This window comes from Phenylobacterium sp. LjRoot97 (genome assembly GCF_964254345.1).
Lineage (GTDB): Bacteria > Pseudomonadota > Alphaproteobacteria > Caulobacterales > Caulobacteraceae > Phenylobacterium.
This window is the reverse complement of record NZ_CAXUTH020000001.1, coordinates 1,490,239-1,504,964: the sequence shown is the minus strand read 5'-3', so window position 1 is coordinate 1,504,964 and position 14,726 is coordinate 1,490,239. Positions and strand designations below refer to the sequence as shown.

At 70.1% G+C, this 14,726-nt stretch carries 13 protein-coding genes; 7 read left to right on the top strand and 6 right to left on the bottom strand.

The window, feature by feature from the left end; translation table 11 throughout:
* Positions 1-90: 90 nt before the first annotated feature.
* The gene (locus ACSQ2H_RS07280; RefSeq protein WP_436060774.1) at positions 91-1,263 is read right to left on the bottom strand and encodes a carboxynorspermidine decarboxylase; all 1,173 of its coding nucleotides are present in this window, start codon (positions 1,261-1,263) and stop codon (positions 91-93) included.
* Between the two features lie 11 nt (positions 1,264-1,274).
* Positions 1,275-2,480 (bottom strand): saccharopine dehydrogenase family protein, encoded by a 1,206-nt coding sequence (locus ACSQ2H_RS07275; RefSeq protein WP_436060773.1) that lies wholly within the window; start codon positions 2,478-2,480, stop codon positions 1,275-1,277.
* A 257-nt stretch (positions 2,481-2,737) separates the two neighbouring features.
* On the opposite strand from ACSQ2H_RS07275, the gene ACSQ2H_RS07270 reads away from it, so the two are divergent.
* Complete coding sequence (locus ACSQ2H_RS07270) at positions 2,738-3,199, top strand: hypothetical protein (RefSeq protein ID WP_436060772.1); 462 nt, start codon at positions 2,738-2,740, stop codon at positions 3,197-3,199.
* An 80-nt stretch (positions 3,200-3,279) separates the two neighbouring features.
* A complete protein-coding gene (locus tag ACSQ2H_RS07265; RefSeq protein WP_436060771.1) occupies positions 3,280-4,902 on the top strand; it encodes a hypothetical protein in 1,623 nt (540 codons plus the stop codon).
* 3 nt (positions 4,903-4,905) lie between these two features.
* Here the strand turns inward: ACSQ2H_RS07265 and ACSQ2H_RS07260 are convergent, their stop codons facing one another.
* The 3 genes from ACSQ2H_RS07260 to ACSQ2H_RS07250 all read right to left on the bottom strand — a co-directional run bounded on the left by ACSQ2H_RS07260 (position 4,906) and on the right by ACSQ2H_RS07250 (position 6,082).
* Positions 4,906-5,304, bottom strand: a complete 399-nt coding sequence (locus ACSQ2H_RS07260; RefSeq protein ID WP_436060770.1) for an NUDIX hydrolase — start codon at positions 5,302-5,304, stop codon at positions 4,906-4,908.
* Positions 5,305-5,445: 141 nt separating this feature from the next.
* Positions 5,446-5,829, bottom strand: coding sequence for a GreA/GreB family elongation factor (locus ACSQ2H_RS07255; RefSeq protein WP_436060769.1), 384 nt, complete (start codon positions 5,827-5,829; stop codon positions 5,446-5,448).
* A gap of 52 nt (positions 5,830-5,881) precedes the next feature.
* The gene (locus tag ACSQ2H_RS07250) at positions 5,882-6,082 is read right to left on the bottom strand and encodes a hypothetical protein (protein ID WP_436060768.1); all 201 of its coding nucleotides are present in this window, start codon (positions 6,080-6,082) and stop codon (positions 5,882-5,884) included.
* Positions 6,083-6,635: 553 nt separating this feature from the next.
* Between ACSQ2H_RS07250 and ACSQ2H_RS07245 the strand changes: the two genes are divergently transcribed.
* Positions 6,636-6,971 carry an HU family DNA-binding protein gene (locus ACSQ2H_RS07245; protein ID WP_436060767.1) on the top strand — a complete coding sequence of 112 codons (336 nt, stop codon included), beginning with the start codon at positions 6,636-6,638 and terminating at the stop codon, positions 6,969-6,971.
* A 70-nt stretch (positions 6,972-7,041) separates the two neighbouring features.
* Here the strand turns inward: ACSQ2H_RS07245 and ACSQ2H_RS07240 are convergent, their stop codons facing one another.
* The gene (locus ACSQ2H_RS07240; protein WP_436060766.1) at positions 7,042-7,779 is read right to left on the bottom strand and encodes an IclR family transcriptional regulator; all 738 of its coding nucleotides are present in this window, start codon (positions 7,777-7,779) and stop codon (positions 7,042-7,044) included.
* A gap of 172 nt (positions 7,780-7,951) precedes the next feature.
* Here ACSQ2H_RS07240 and ACSQ2H_RS07235 point away from each other — a divergent pair, with 172 nt between their 5' ends.
* From ACSQ2H_RS07235 to ACSQ2H_RS07220, 4 genes are all read left to right on the top strand, one after another.
* Positions 7,952-10,924, top strand: a complete 2,973-nt coding sequence (locus tag ACSQ2H_RS07235; RefSeq protein ID WP_436060765.1) for a TonB-dependent receptor — start codon at positions 7,952-7,954, stop codon at positions 10,922-10,924.
* 157 nt (positions 10,925-11,081) lie between these two features.
* A complete protein-coding gene (locus tag ACSQ2H_RS07230; RefSeq protein ID WP_436060764.1) occupies positions 11,082-11,801 on the top strand; it encodes an IclR family transcriptional regulator in 720 nt (239 codons plus the stop codon).
* Positions 11,798-13,186: an MmgE/PrpD family protein gene (locus ACSQ2H_RS07225; RefSeq protein ID WP_436060763.1), complete on the top strand. Its 1,389-nt coding sequence runs from the start codon at positions 11,798-11,800 to the stop codon at positions 13,184-13,186. Before ACSQ2H_RS07230 ends, ACSQ2H_RS07225 begins: the two co-directional genes overlap by 4 nt.
* A 10-nt stretch (positions 13,187-13,196) precedes the next feature.
* On the top strand, positions 13,197-14,717 hold the full coding sequence (locus tag ACSQ2H_RS07220) for a carboxylesterase/lipase family protein (RefSeq protein ID WP_436060762.1): 1,521 nt from the start codon (positions 13,197-13,199) through the stop codon (positions 14,715-14,717).
* Positions 14,718-14,726 lie beyond the last annotated feature (9 nt).

The following is a 14,726-nucleotide window of genomic DNA, read 5'->3' as shown; positions in this document are numbered from 1 at the left end:
ACGCTCCACTCGAAACTAGATCACTCGTTTCGAGCAGGCATCGCACGCGAGGGTTAAGAGCCCCGCAACCTCCGCAACTTTAGCGAGACGTCAGGACAGCCGGTCGCGGAAGTCGGCGTAATCGAACTGACGCACCAGCCGCAGCGCGTCGGTCTGGCTGTTCCACAGGGCGATGGCCGGCAGCGGCACGCCGTTGAAGGTCGTGGTCTTGACCATCGAATAGTGGGCCTGGTCCAGGAACGCGATCCGCGCGCCCGGCGCCGGCGTCGTCGCAAAGACATAGTCGCCGATGACGTCGCCAGCCAGACAGGACGGCCCGCCCAGGCGGACCGAAACGCCAGCTTCCGCCTCGTTCAGCATCGCCGGGCGATAGGGCGCCTCCAGCACGTCGGGCATGTGGCAGGTCGCCGAGATGTCGGTGATCGCGACGTGCACGCCGTTGTCGAAGACGTCGAGCACTTCGCCCACCAGGATCCCGGCGTCGAGCGCGATCGCCTCCCCCGGCTCCAGATAGACCTCGATCCCGTGGCGCTCGCGGAGCTCGCGCAGGAAGGCGACCAGGTCCTCACGCGCGTAGTCGGCGCGGGTGACGTGGTGGCCACCGCCGAGGTTCACCCACTTCAGTCCCGCCAGCAGCGGTCCGAGCCGCGGCTCCACCGCGTTCCAGATCCGCTGCAGCGGCGCGAAGTTCTGCTCGCACAAGGCATGGATGTGCACGCCGTCCACGCCGTCCAGATGCTCCGGCCGCAGCTGCGACACCGGAAAGCCCAGCCGCGATCCCGTGCAGCACGGATCGTACTTGGCGACCTCCGCCTCGCTCCACTCCGGGTTCAGCCGCAGCCCCACCTCGAAGACTTCGCCCTGCGCGCGGGCCTCGGCGATCAGGCCTTCGAAGCGCGCGATCTGGGCCGGCGAGTTGAAGATCACCGTGTCGGACAGCCGCAGGATTTCGGGCAGGTCCTCGGCGCGATAGGCCGGCGAATAGGTGGTCAGCTCGCCCTTGTAGTGCTCGCGCGCCAGCCGGGCCTCCCACAGCCCCGAGGCGCAGGTCCCATGCAGATGCTCAGCCACGAGATCGGCCGTCGCCCACATCGAGAAAGCCTTGAGCGCCAGCAGCACCTTCGCGCCGCTGCGATCGGCGATGTCCTGCAGGACGACGAGGTTGCGGCGCACCGCCGCCTCGTCGACGACGAAACAGGGCGACGGCACGCGGCCAAGGTCGAATTGGGCGAAGGCGCCCGGGCCGCCGGCTTGGGTCTCCATGTCGGCGGCGATCAGAAGGCCAGCGGCGCGGGCAAGGTCTCGACCTTCCAGGGCAGGCCCTGGCTGTTCATGAGCGCCATGAACGGATCGGGATTGAGCTGCTCCATGTTGAACACGCCGGCCCCTTTCCAGGCGCCGCTGAGCATCAGCGAGGCGCCGATCATCGCCGGCACGCCCGTGGTGTAGCTGACCGCCTGGTTGCCGGTCTCGGCATAGGCCTCTTCGTGGTCGCAGACGTTGTAGACGTAGACGGTCTTCTGGACGCCGTCCTTCTGGCCGGTGGCGATGACCCCGATGTTGGTCTTGCCGCGCGTCACCGCGCCCAGCGTCGAGGGCTCGGGCAGCAGCGCCTTCAGGAACTGCAGCGGGATGATCTCGACGCCCTGGAACTTCACCGGGTCGATGCGGGTCATGCCCACATTACCCAGCACTTCCAGGTGCTTCAGGTAGCTGTCGCCGAAGGTCATCCAGAAGCGGATCCGCTTGATTTCCGGATAGAACTTGGCCAGCGACTCCAGCTCCTCGTGGTACATCAGGTACATGTTGCGGGTCCCGACTTCGGCGAAGTCGAACGCCTGCTTGTGGGCCAGGGCCGGCCCCTCGACCCACTGCCCGTTCTCCCAATGGCGCGACGGCGCGGTGACCTCGCGCAGATTGATCTCGGGATTGAAGTTGGTGGCGAACGGGTGGCCGTGGTCGCCGCCGTTGCAGTCCAGGATGTCGAGCGTGTCGATGCGGTCCAGCAGGTGCTTGCGGACATAGGTGGCGAACACCGACGTCGCGCCGGGGTCGAAGCCGCAGCCGAGCACCGCCATCAGTCCGGCGTCCTTGAACCGATCCTGGTAGGCCCACTGCCAGCTGTACTCGAACTTCGCCTCGTCCCGCGGCTCGTAGTTGGCGGTGTCGAGATAGTTCGCGCCCGCCTTCAGGCAGGCGTCCATGATCGACAGGTCCTGGTAAGGCAGCGCCAGGTTCACGACGAGCTCAGGCTTGACCTGCTCGATCAGCGCGGCGGTCGCGGCGACGTCGTCGGCGTCCAGTTCGGCGGTGCGGACCTCCACGCCGGTGCGTTCCTTCACCGACGCGGCGATGGCGTCGCACTTCGAAAGCGTACGGCTCGCCAACGTGATCTGCGAGAACACGTCGGGATTCATCGCCATCTTGTGGACCGCAACCGAGCCCACGCCACCGGCTCCGATCACAAGCACCGTGCTCATTTCTATGTAACTCCGACCTCAGTATCGCTGGCGACGCGCGCCATTCCGCTGCGTCGCCGCGCGCTTATACGTGGTCCGAACGGGCCGTGCCCAGACTCGTTGCAACTGCAAGCATCCATGCGCCCCGCCGCCGACCGGAGGTGTTCGGGATTCAACCTGATAGCGTCCAGCGCCTACCTGCGGTCCAATTCGGGTCGGGGATAACCAGCGCCGCATTCGTCAGACCCGGCCACAGCCCGTCCTGGAGACGCGCCGAAATGACCAAGTATCAATATCTTAGCCTGCCTCTCCTCGCGTCCGTCGCCCTACTCGGCGCCTGCACGCCGCAACCGACGCCGAACAGCTACAGCCGCACAGAGACGATGCGTCCGCAGACCGTCGAGCTTGGCACGCTGCAGAGCATCCGGCCCGTCAACATCCGGCCCGGCGAAACCCGGCTGGGCATGGGCACGGGCGCGATCCTCGGCGGCATCGCCGGCAGCCAGATCGGCGGCGGGACAGCGGCGAACGTCGCCGGCGGCGTCGCCGGCGCGGTCGCAGGCGGCGCCCTGGGCAGCGCGATCCAGGGCTCGCAGAACACCCCCGGCCTGGAGCTGACCGTCCAGCTCGACTCCGGCCGTACGATCGCCATCGTCCAGCCGGGCGGCCCGAACGACTTCCGGATCGGCGACCGCGTGCGCGTCGTCGGCAACGGCGAGAACACCCGCGTCACCCGCTAGGCCGTCCATCCCGCGCAGCTAGCGATTGCGTCTGACAAGCATTTGCAGGACCCTGGACTAAGCCACCGGGGGACGCTGACGTGACCGCTACCGACATTCTGCTGATCGCCGCCCTGGCGGCGTTCGTCCTGGCCGTATGGCTGCCGCGGCTGCCGGGCCGCGGCCGGGTGCTGTTCGGCGCAGGCCTGGCGGCGCTGGCCGTCGGCGTCGTAGGGGTGCTGGACGCTCGCTGGCAGAGCGGGCTCGGCGTCGTCGTCGCCCTGCTGCTGCTGGCCGGTCTCGGGATCGCCCGCCTGCGCCGCCGCCCCGCTTCCGGCCGCCGGCCCTACGTGTCCGGCGTGCTCGCCGCGCTGCTGGCCGGTCTGGCGGTCGCCGCCCTGGTCCTGTTCCCCGTCGGCGCCCTGCCCCGGCCCAGCGGCGAGCGCCCGGTCGGCGTTCGCACCTTCGAGGTGAGCGACGCCAGCCGTCCCGGCCTGCTCGCCGCCGCCCCCGACGCGCCGCGCCGCCTGCTGGTGCGGGTCTGGTATCCGGCCGGCGACACCAAGGGGCTCAAGCCCCGCCCCTACTTCACCGACGAGGAAGCACGGACCACCGGCGCCAGCCTGGGCGCGCTGTTCAAGTTCCCGCCCTTCTTCACCTACCTCAAGCACGTGCGGACCAATTCCTACGAGGACGCGCCGCTGGCCTCTGGCGCGGCCGGCCTGCCGGTGGTCATCTACAGCCACGGCTTCACCTCGTTCCTCGGCCAGAACACGGTGCTGATGGAGGAGCTGGCCAGCCACGGCTACGTCGTGTTCTCGCTGCAGCACACCTACGACTCGGCCGCCACGCTGTTCCCCGACGGGACGCTCGCGGCGATGGACCCCGACCTGTTCGCGCGCGGCGAGGACGACGGCGCGGCCCAGGCCCAGATCGACGCCATCGCCGGCAAGGATCTCGACGCCCGCCTCGCAGGCCAGCTGCAGATTCGCGAGACCGGCCTGGCCAAGGCCGAGCGCATCACCCGCAGCGGCGTGATCTGGGCCGCCGACCGCATCTTCCTGCACGACCAGCTGCAGGCCGGGCGGGTTCCCGACGCCATCAAGCCCATCCTGGCCGCCAGCGACCTGACCCGGGTCGGCGAGATGGGCATGTCGTTCGGCGGCGCGACCTCGGGCAGCGTCTGCATGGTCGACCGCCGCTGCGCCGCCGGCGTCAACCTGGACGGCGCCGACTTCCCGTTCCAGGCCTTCGACGCGGCCATGCCGGTCCCGTTCCTGATGTTCCACTCCGACATGCGCACGATCTACCAGGCCATGGGCGTGGAGCCGCCGGGCGGGCGGGCGCGGGCCTTCAACGACTTCTCCTACGAGACCTTCGCCGCGGCCGGTACCGACCCCAAGGTCCATCGCCTGCAGCTGCGCGACGCCAAGCACCTCGGGCTGTCGGACTTCTCGCTGTTCATCCGCCGGCCGGTGCGCGACCCGCTGCTGGGCTCAACGCCCGCCAGGGTGATGATCGGCGCCCAGAACGACTATGTCCGCGCCTTCTTCGACCGCCATCTGCGCGGCCGCAACGCCGTCGAGCTGCCGTCCAAGACCTATGCCGACTGGATCCTGCCGGCCGACAACGGCGACGTGCGCGCCTGGTGGGCCGGCAAGGCCCCGGCCGAGCAGCAGGCGATCGAGGCGCGGATCGCGCGCCTGCGCGGACCGACGCCCTAACGGCTAGCTCGGCGCGCTGAAGGCCCGGATCAGCGCCCGCAGTCCCGGCTCCTCCAGCCGCGCGGCCGCCTCGTCCGGCGCGAACCAGCGGCGCTCGCGCTGCGTCTGTTCGGGCCAGGCGTCCTGCTCGGCCAGGACCTGCATCGGAAAGACGCTGACCTCGACCGGCCGCACGTCGCCGCTCGCCAGCCGCTTGCCGTAGACGTAGCGGCCGGCCGCCGCCGGATCGATCTCGCCCACGACCCCGGCCTCCTCGAGGGCCTCCAGCGCCGCGGCCTCCTCCGGGCGCTTGCCCCGCATGGTCCACCCCTTGGGAATGACCCATCGGCGCGTCTCGCGCGAGGTGATCAGCAGCACCTCCAGCGCGCCGCACGACGCGCGCCGCCACGGCAACGCGGCCACCTGCCGATTTCCGCGCCGCGTCTTCCGCGGCGCCGCTGATGCTTGCAACGACCTACTCCAAACAGACGTCAGCCCGACAACGCCCACCCCGACGGCGGGACGTCGCGGCCGACCCGCCACCGGGCCGACCGCGATTTGCGACTAGTCGAGAACTTCCAGCACTGTGACGCGACGCCGCGATCCGCCGGTGTCGCGCCAGTCGAACTCGCATCCGGCCTTCAGCCCCAGCAGCGCCGCGCCCATCGGCGAGGTCACGGTGACCGAGCTCTCGTGGAGCTTCTCGTCCTTGGGCATCACCAGCCGGGCGGTCTTGATGCGCTGGCTCTGCGCATTGAGGTAACGCACCCGCACGCCCAGGCGGGCGAAGGGCTCGGCGTCGGGGGCCGCCACCTGCAGCCGCGCCAGTTCGGCCAGCAGCAGGTGGACGCCCGGTCCGTCGGTGGGGCGCAGCTTGTCGCCCAGCGCCGTCAGGCGCTCATAGTCTTCGGACGTGGCGTAGATCGGCGGAAGTTCGGTCGTGGTCATAAGTACCTCCAGGGGTAGCTGGAATTGAGGGGAATGGGCCTGGCGCGCCGCGCTATCGGCGGTAGGCGGCCTCGACGCGATCTCCGGCCAGGAGATCTGCCGCGCCGGTCGCGCCGCGCGCGCGAAGCCGCCGAATGGTCTCGTCGACCTGTTCGCGGCCGGCCGGACGGGAGGCTGTGGTTTCCACCAGCGCGCAGAGGGCGGCCTCGAGGTCGTCCAATCGCTTCTGGTGGTCGAAAAGGGTCATCGCCATGCGAGGCTCCTGATGCAGAGGGAGAACCGCCCGCACGCATGACCCCGCCCGCGCGTGCGCTGGGCGCGTCGCGTGGCCGACTCAAGCCGATGATGGCGGACGGATTTTGGGAATCGGCCAAGCGGCCGAGCCTGTGACGCGGGCGAAAGTCTCACCGGCGCCGTTCACCCCGGGCCGTGGCGGACGCCTAGACCCGGGGTTTCTTGCCTTCGACGCGAAGGCGCGCGCGACCCGCGCGACAGGAATTCTGCATGTTCCGCATCAGCCGAAGCATGCCAGATATATTTTATAAGTCAAAAATCTGGAAAACCTGCACGACGCCAGCTCGTGTGAAGCGAACAAGACGTGTCACGTCCGCGTGAATTCGAATAACGGCAATACTTTCCAGAACTTTCTATTCGGCTCTGTAATTCGCAGCGTGTTTTTCGACGTCCCCGCCAACGGGCGAACCATGATTTCGCGCGCCCGGATTATTACTCAGGGGACGAAGCGGCGCGACGCCGAGGGCCTCCCCGCCGCGCGCGACACCATGTGACACCGTGTTTCAAGCGCGATGGACAGCGGCCGCCGCGCGGTGAAACCTCCCCTCACCGATTCCGTAGGAGAGCACTGCATGAACACCACCGATCTGGCCGAGCGGCTCGCCGCCGACGGCAAGCTCACCAAGGCTCAGGCCCGCGAAGCCGTCGACACCCTGCTGGGCGCCGTGCGCGAAGCCCTCGTGCTTGGTCACGAGGTCAATCTGCCCGGCTTCGGCAAGTTCAAGGTCCAGGACAAGCCCGCGCGCACCGGCCGCAACCCGGCCACCGGCGCTGCGATCGAAATCGCCGCCTCCAAGAAGGTGGCGTTCGCGGCGGCCAAGGCCCTCAAGGACGCCGTCGCCGGCTGACGCTCTGGTCGCATCGCGGCGACGCGATGCGACCCACCTCTTCCGGCTGACGCGACGCCCGTAAGCGGCCTCAGCCGTCGCCCAGCACCCCGATCTCGTTCGAAATCGCCAGCAGCGCCTCGGAAACCTCGCGCAGGTGCGCGCCGCTCATGCGCTGCGCCATGGCCGAGACCGAGATCGCCCCCACCGGCGCGCCGTCGGGCCCCTCGATCGGGGCCGAGACCGAGCGCGAGCCTGGCAACAGCCCGCCGTCCAGCACCGCCAGGCCGCTGCTGCGCGCCTCGGCCAGCGCGTCCAGAACCCCTTCGGCGCTGACGTCGCGGTCGGCCGGATGCTCGGCCAGCCCCTTGGCGATCGCCGGCGCGGGATCGCCCATCGCGCTCAGGAACACGTGGCCGGCCGCGGTCAGCGTCATCGGCGCCCGCGTCCCGTTCATCGGCGTGTAACGCAGCGCCCTGGCCGGCGCGACGCGGTCGAGGAACAGCACCTCGTGGCCGACCGGCGCGGCCAGCAGCACGGTGTCCTGGGTCTGCTGGTGCAGCTTCTGGAGATAGGGCGCGACCGTGCGGCGCAGGCTGTTGGTCGAGATGATCGCCACGCCCAGCTCCCACGCCTTCAGCGAGGCGAAGTAGCGCGAGGTCTCGGCGTCCTTCTCGACATAGCCCAGCTCGATCAGCGTGCTCAGCAGCCGATGGACGTTGGATTTCTGCAGTCCCAGCGCCTCGGTCAGCGCGCTCAGCCGCATCGGCCGTTTGGCGCGCGCCAAGACTTCCAGGACCGCAAAGCCCTTCGCGACCGTGGTGTCCATCGAGCCCCTCCGACGGCGCAGCCTAGCTGATCCGTTCCAAATATTGAAACGGCCATTTGTTCCATATACTGGAACATTGATCTATTATGTAGACGCTCGATCTGATCGCTGCCTATCCTGACGCATAACTTCCGTCACCGAATGACGGTCGGCCAATGCATTAGGGGGCACCATGTTGAAGACCGAACGCCTTTGCGGCGTCTCGGCCCTGGCGATCATGCTCGGGCTCGCGACCACCACCCACGCGCAGGACAAGCCCGGCGAAGTCGCCGAGGTCATCGTCACCGGCTCCTTCATCCGCGGCACCCCCGAGGACGCCGCCCTGCCCGTCGACGTGCTCTCGGCCCAGGACCTCCAGAAGCAGGGCGCGCCGGCCATGGTCGACGTGATCAAGGCGATCCCCGGCGTGCAGAGCGTGCTCGGCGAAACCAACCAGTTCGCCAGCCAGGCCACCACCGGCTCGGGCAACGTGAACCTGCGCGGCCTCGGCGCGGTCCGCACCCTGGTGCTGCTCAACGGCCGCCGTCTGACCAGCTCGCCGGGCGGTTCGGGCGTCGACACCAACCTGCTGCCCACCGCCGCTATCGGCCGGATCGAGGTGCTCAAGGACGGCGCGGCCGCCACCTACGGCTCGGACGCCATCGGCGGCGTCGTCAATTTCATCACCCGCACCGATCTGAGCGGCCTGGAGCTCAACGGCAGCTACACGCTGATCGACGGCTCCGACGGCGACTACACGCTCAGCGCCAACTACGGCTGGGTCGGCGAGCGCGGCGACGCCCTGATCTCGGTCGGCTACCGACATCGCTCCGAACTCGACACCCTGGAGCGTGACTGGGCGGTCAACAGCTACCTGGAAAACCCCAACGGCAGCTGGTCGGGCTTCGGTAACCCCGGGACCTACATCGCGGGCGCCACCCGCTTCATCGACCCGGGCTGTACGGCGCTCGGCAACACCATCGTCACCGCCGCCGCCGGGACCCAGAGCTGCTACTTCCAGTTCGGCCGCTTCAACAACCTGGTCGAGGAGGAGGAGCACTACCAGATCTACGGCCAGTTCAACTGGGACCTGACCGACAAGACCAGCTTCCACGCCGAGGCGCTCTACGCCGCCCACGACGTGCCGCATGAAGGCACCTCGCCGTCCTACGGCCCGACCCAGGCCTTCGGCCCCGGCGCCGCCAGCGGCTCGTTCATCATCCCGCGCACCAACCCCGGGCTCTGCGGCACGGCCGGGACCGCCCTCTGCCTGCCCGGCAGCCTGCTGCCACAGCTGACCGCCGCCCAGCAGGCCGCTGTCAACGCCGCCGGCTTCACCGCCGCCAACATCCTGCTCTGGCGTCCCTACGGCGTCGGCGGCAATCCGCTGACCGGCGACTCCAAGCCCGACCAGCGGTTCTTCGAGGGCTTCCGGGTCTCGGCCGGCCTCAGCGGCGAGTTCGACAACGGGGTCGGCTGGGACGTCGCCGTCACCCACATGATCAACCGCAGCGACATCGTCACCTACGACATCCCGGTCGCGCGGCTCCACTACGCGCTCAACGGCCTTGGCGGCCCCGGCTGCGACACCGATCCGGTGACCCCGGGCGTCCAGGGCGGCGTCGCCGGCGTCGGCGCCTGCCTCTACTACAACCCGTTCTCGACCGGCGTCGCGGCCAACGCCGCCTCGGGCGAGAGCAACCCGAACTACGTCGCCGGGTCGGCCGCCGCCAACGCCAACAGCCGCGCCATCGGCCAGTGGCTGTTCCAGCCCTACGGCTACCAGTCCGAGACCACGCTCACCGTCGTCGACGCGGTGATCAACGGCCAGTCGACCCTCGACTTCGGCGGCGGCCCGATCGGCTGGGCGGCCGGGGCCCAGTACCGCGACAACACCTTCAGCCGCGAAGTGAACGACATCAACAACATCGCCCTGAACCCCTGCCCGGAGGAGAACGTCACCACCTGCACCACCGGCCGCGGCGCCGGCGTGTTCGGCTTCCTCGGCCCGCTATCGGAGCAGGATCTCGGCAGCGACGTCTGGGCGGTGTTCGCCGAAGCCCAGGTCCCGATCACCGACACCCTCTCCTTCCAGCTCGCCGTCCGCCACGAGGACTACGGCGGCGCGGTCGGCGCCACCACCAACCCGAAGCTGGCGGTCCGCTGGCAGGCCACGGACTGGCTGGCGTTCCGCGCTTCGGCCGGCACCACCTTCCGCGCCCCGACCGACCTCAACCTGGTGCCGGACGCCAACACCACCCAGGCCTTCATCACCCAGACCAGCGGCTATCGGGCCTTCGACACCACCGGCAACCCGAACCTGAAGCCGGAGACCGCCGACACCCTGAACATCGGCGCCATCGTCGACTTCGGGGCCTTCAAGGCGACGGTCGACTACTGGTCGTTCGACTTCCAGGACACCATCGAGGCCGAGTCCGGCTCGGGCCTGCTCTCGACCGTGTTCCCGAACGGCTCGTCGACCACCCTGCCGAACGGCTGCGCCAACCCGGCGCTGGCGCCGCTCGTCGCCCGCTTCGTGTTCCAGGGCGGGGTCTGCGCGCCCGGAACCATCCAGCGGGTGCGGCTCAACACCATCAACGGCACGGGGACCAAGACCTCCGGCGTCGACTTCTCGGCCACCTTCCGCGCCGACAACGTCTGGGGCGGGGCGATGAACTTCGGCCTCGATGGTTCGTACCTGCTCAAGTACGACACCGGCCCGGCCTTCATCGAAGGCATCCAGGTCGAGGCGGGCCAGGAATTGGCGGGCACCCACGGCGGCACGGCGGGCGGGACCTCGTTTCCGAAGCTGCGCGCCAACCTCTACGCCGAGTACGCCCGCGACGTGCACAACCTGCGCCTGACGCTGCGCTACATCGACAGCATGGCCGACGTGCGCGACGGACGGTTCGGGGGCACCAACATCTTCGGCCTGAACGGCGCGGTGTTCGGCTACATCCTGCCCCAGGGGGCCAAGCTCGACGCCTTCGTCACGCTCGACGCCTCCTACCGGGTGCTGCTGCCCTGGGACACCACCGCCACGCTGACGGTCGGCAACCTGCTGGACACCGATCCGCCGTTCGCCCGCCGCGACCTCAGCTACGACCCGGCCACGGCCAACCCGCTCGGCCGCACCTTCAAGCTGGGGGTGACCAAGCGCTTCTGACGGAGACGTTTCCTTCCCACCCTATGGGCCGCCCCGATCCCGGGGCGGCCTTCTTTTTCACGGCCAAGATGTTCCGCACAACGGAACATCATTTCATATATTGGAACAACACGATTATCTGTGCCATAGCTGGCGCACCACGAGGGCGGCGGCGACGATGGACCGGGCGGTTACGCGCAGTTTCGAAATCCTGGAGTGCCTGGCCCGCGCCCGCCAGCCGATCCGGCTGTCCGACGTCGCTGCGGCGACCGGCCTGCAGAAGAGCACCGTCCACCGCATCCTCGGCACGCTCTGCGCGCTCGGCCACGCCCGCCAGGACGACAGCGGCCGCTACGGCCCCACCCTGCGGGCCTGGGAGCTCGGCGCCGGGATCGTCTCGGCCCTGCCGATCTACCAGGTCGCCTCCGGCTATCTGCAGGCCCTGCACCGGGCCACGTCCGAGACCGTCAGCCTGACCATCCTGTCGGGCGACGACGTGCTCTATCTCGAGAAGATCGTCGCCGCCCGGCCGGTGCGCTTCCACACCCGCGTCGGGTCGCGCGCGCCGGCGCCGCTGACCGCCAGCGGCAAGGCGATGCTCGCCTTCCGGCCCGGCGCCCGTTCCGTCGTGGACCGCCTCGCCGCGGTCCGCGATCTCGATGTCCCCGCGCTGATGACGGAACTCTCGCAGGTCCGTCAGCGGGGATACGCGCTCTCCGGCTACAGCCCCGGCGTCACGAGCATCGGCGCCGCGGTTGCAGCCGGAGGCGCACTCCCTTCCGCGGCCCTCTCGATTTCCGCGCCCACCGAGCGCCTGACCGCCCGCAAGCGCGAGGCGTTCATCGACGCCCTGCTCGAAACCCGCGCCCGCATGACCGAGGCCCTCGACCAAGCATGAGCTCCAACGACGTCCTTCCGGTCGGCGAGACCCTCGCCGCCTATATCGCCGGCGCCCTGACCACGCCGGCCACCGCCGCCGACCGCGAACTCGGCCGCCTGCACATCCTCGACACCCTGGCCTCGATCGTCGCCTGCCGCGACCTCGAGCCCGCGGTGCTGGCCCGCGACTATGCCCTGTCGCTGAGCGGCGGGGCCGAGCGCAACGCCGCCACCATCCTCGGGACCGATCTGCGGGCCGGGATCGTCGACGCCGCCTTCGCCGGCGCCATGACCGGCCACGGGGCCGAGATCAACGACTTCATTCCCTCGGCCTTCGTCCAGCCCGGCCCGGCCGTGCTCAGCGTCGCCCTCGCCGTCGCCGAGACCCGCGGCGCCACCGGGGCCGAGCTGCTGGCCGCGGTCATCGCCGGCTACGAGATCGCCGGGCGCATGCCCAAGGCGCTCGGCGTCGACAACCTGCGCCGGGCCGGCATCGCCAACCACGGGATCGGGCCGCAGTTCGGCGCGGCGACCGCCGCCGCGATCCTGCTGCGCCTGCCGCGCGCGATGATCGCCGACGTCTTCACCTTCTGCGCCCAGCAGGCCTCCGGCTCCTGGCAGTGGCTGCTCGACGTCGAGCACATCGAGAAGGCCTTCGTCTTCGCCGGCATGGGCGCGCGCGACGGCCTGCACGCCGCCCTGATGGCCGCCGCCGGTTTCCGCGGCGTGCGCGAGGCGCTGGATCATCCCGGCGGCTGGATGCGCGGCCCGCTGTTCGCCGGCGGCGACGCCGACCGCGCCTATCTGATCGACGACCTCGGTGGACGCTCGGAGCTGCCGCATACCGCCTTCAAGCGCTATCCGGTCGGCGGCCCGACCCAGCCGGCGGTCGAAGCCCTGCTCGACCTGACGAGCGAGGTCGCCGGCGCCGAGGTCGCCTCGGTGCTGATCGAGATGCCCGGCCGCTGGCAGGCGTTCCGCGACGCTGCGATGCCGGCGCTGAACCTGCGCTACCTCGCTGCCATCATCCTGCTCGACGGCCGGCTGGACTTCGTCGGGGCCCAGAGCCTGCAGCGGATGGCCGGGGACGCCGCCGCCCGCGCCCTGATGGACAAGGTCGAGATCCGCCACGACCCGGCCCAGGAAGCCGCGCCCGGCCAGCCGCGCACCGAATCCGCCCGCGTCGCCATCGTCCTCGCCGACGGCCGGCGGCTCGAGCGCTACGTCCCGCACGTCCTCGGCTTCCCGTCGCATCCGATGAGCGCCGCCGACGTCGAGGCCAAGGCCGCCGAGCTGATGGCCCCGGCCCTGGGCCAGGCGCGCGCGAGCGCGGTGATCGACGCCGTCCGCGATCTCGAAGCCCTGCCCGACGCCGGCGCGCTCGCCCGCCTGATCGCCCGCTGAGGAGACCGCGATGAGCGAGATTGAGACCACGGCCTCCGTCACCACCGCCCACGGCCAGGTCCGCGGCCTGCGCAAGGCCGGCGTCAGCGTCTTCAAGGGCCTGCGCTACGGCGCCGACACCGCCGGCGCGGGCCGCTTCCGCCCGCCGCAGCCGGTCACGCCCTGGACCGGCGTGCAGGACGCCTTCGACTTCGGGCCGCAGTCGCCGCAGATGCGCAGCCCGCTCGCCGACAAGGGGCCGATGAGCGAGGACTGCCTGCGGCTCAACATCTTCACCCCGGCCGCCGACGCCGCCGCCCGCCCGGTCATGGTCTGGTTCCACGGCGGCGGCTTCGAGGCCGGCTCCGGCTCGCAGAAGCTCTATGACGGGACCGCGCTGGCCCTGCGCGGCGACGTCGTGGTCGTCACCCTCAACCACCGCCTCAACGTCTTCGGCCACTGCTATCTCGGCGACCGGCTCGGCGAGGCCTACGCCCAGGCCGGCAATGTCGGCTATCTCGACCTGATCGCCGCCCTGCGCTGGGTGCGCGACAACATCGCCGCGTTCGGCGGCGACCCGACCAACGTCACCGTCTTCGGCCAGTCGGGCGGCGGCCGGAAGGTCAGCCTCTGCTACGCCGGAGAGGACGCCCGCGGCCTCTTCCAGCGCGGGATCGTGCAGAGCGGGTCGCACCTGCGCGTCCAGGCGCCGGAGGAAGCCGCGCGCCTGACCAGCGCCCTGCTCGCCGCCCTCGACCTCGGCGACGCCGCCCAGCTGCTGGAGGTCCCGATGGACGCCCTCAGCGTCGCCCAGCTGAAGGTCATGCGCGAGACCCGCTCGCGCTTCTCGCCCGTGCTCGACGGCCTGGCGTTCAAGGACCACCCGTTCCTGCCGAACGCCCCGGCGATCTCGAACCAGCTGCCGATGATGGTCGGGACCACCCGCACCGAGCTCTCCAACCAGCTCGGCTACGAGCCCGGCGCCTTCGAGCTCGACATGCCCGAGCTGCGCAAGCGCCTGGTCCGCCACGTCGGCGAGGCCGACGTCGAGGCCGCCATCGCCGAATTCCGGGCCAGCAATCCCGCCGCCTCGCCGTCCGAGCTCTACTTCCTGATCACCTCGGCCCGCGGCTACATCCTCGACCAGACCCTGATGGCCGAGCAGCGGGTCAAGGCCGGCGCGGCCCCGACCTACGTCTACCAGCTCACCTGGCGCTCGCCGGCCGAGGACGGCCGTCGCATCAGCCAGCACACCCTCGACCTGCCGTTCATGTTCGACAACGTCGCCGCCGCCCCGCACCTGACCGGGCCGCAGAGCAACGACACCCGCGCCCTGGCCGAGGCGATGTCCGAGACCTGGCTCGCCTTTGCGCGCACCGGCGATCCGAACAACGCCGCCATCCCCGCCTGGGCGCCCTACGACCTCGGCGGCCGGCCGATGATGCTGTTCGACGTCCCGCCGCGCCTGGCCGACGACCCGTTCGCCGGCGAGCGCGCCTTCATGAGCCGCTTCCCGACCCAGCAGATGGGCCGGACCCTGCACCGCCAATAGACCAGCTGG

Coding starts and splice junctions, on each gene's coding strand:
- ACSQ2H_RS07280 (WP_436060774.1), bottom strand. CDS start 1,263: ATGGAGACCCAAGCCGGCGGCCCGGGCGCCTTCGCCCAATTCGACCTT.
- ACSQ2H_RS07275 (WP_436060773.1), bottom strand. CDS start 2,480: ATGAGCACGGTGCTTGTGATCGGAGCCGGTGGCGTGGGCTCGGTTGCG.
- ACSQ2H_RS07270 (WP_436060772.1), top strand. CDS start 2,738: ATGACCAAGTATCAATATCTTAGCCTGCCTCTCCTCGCGTCCGTCGCC.
- ACSQ2H_RS07255 (WP_436060769.1), bottom strand. CDS start 5,829: ATGACCACGACCGAACTTCCGCCGATCTACGCCACGTCCGAAGACTAT.
- ACSQ2H_RS07250 (WP_436060768.1), bottom strand. CDS start 6,082: ATGGCGATGACCCTTTTCGACCACCAGAAGCGATTGGACGACCTCGAG.
- ACSQ2H_RS07245 (WP_436060767.1), top strand. CDS start 6,636: ATGGACAGCGGCCGCCGCGCGGTGAAACCTCCCCTCACCGATTCCGTA.
- ACSQ2H_RS07240 (WP_436060766.1), bottom strand. CDS start 7,779: ATGGACACCACGGTCGCGAAGGGCTTTGCGGTCCTGGAAGTCTTGGCG.
- ACSQ2H_RS07235 (WP_436060765.1), top strand. CDS start 7,952: ATGTTGAAGACCGAACGCCTTTGCGGCGTCTCGGCCCTGGCGATCATG.
- ACSQ2H_RS07230 (WP_436060764.1), top strand. CDS start 11,082: ATGGACCGGGCGGTTACGCGCAGTTTCGAAATCCTGGAGTGCCTGGCC.
- ACSQ2H_RS07225 (WP_436060763.1), top strand. CDS start 11,798: ATGAGCTCCAACGACGTCCTTCCGGTCGGCGAGACCCTCGCCGCCTAT.
- ACSQ2H_RS07220 (WP_436060762.1), top strand. CDS start 13,197: ATGAGCGAGATTGAGACCACGGCCTCCGTCACCACCGCCCACGGCCAG.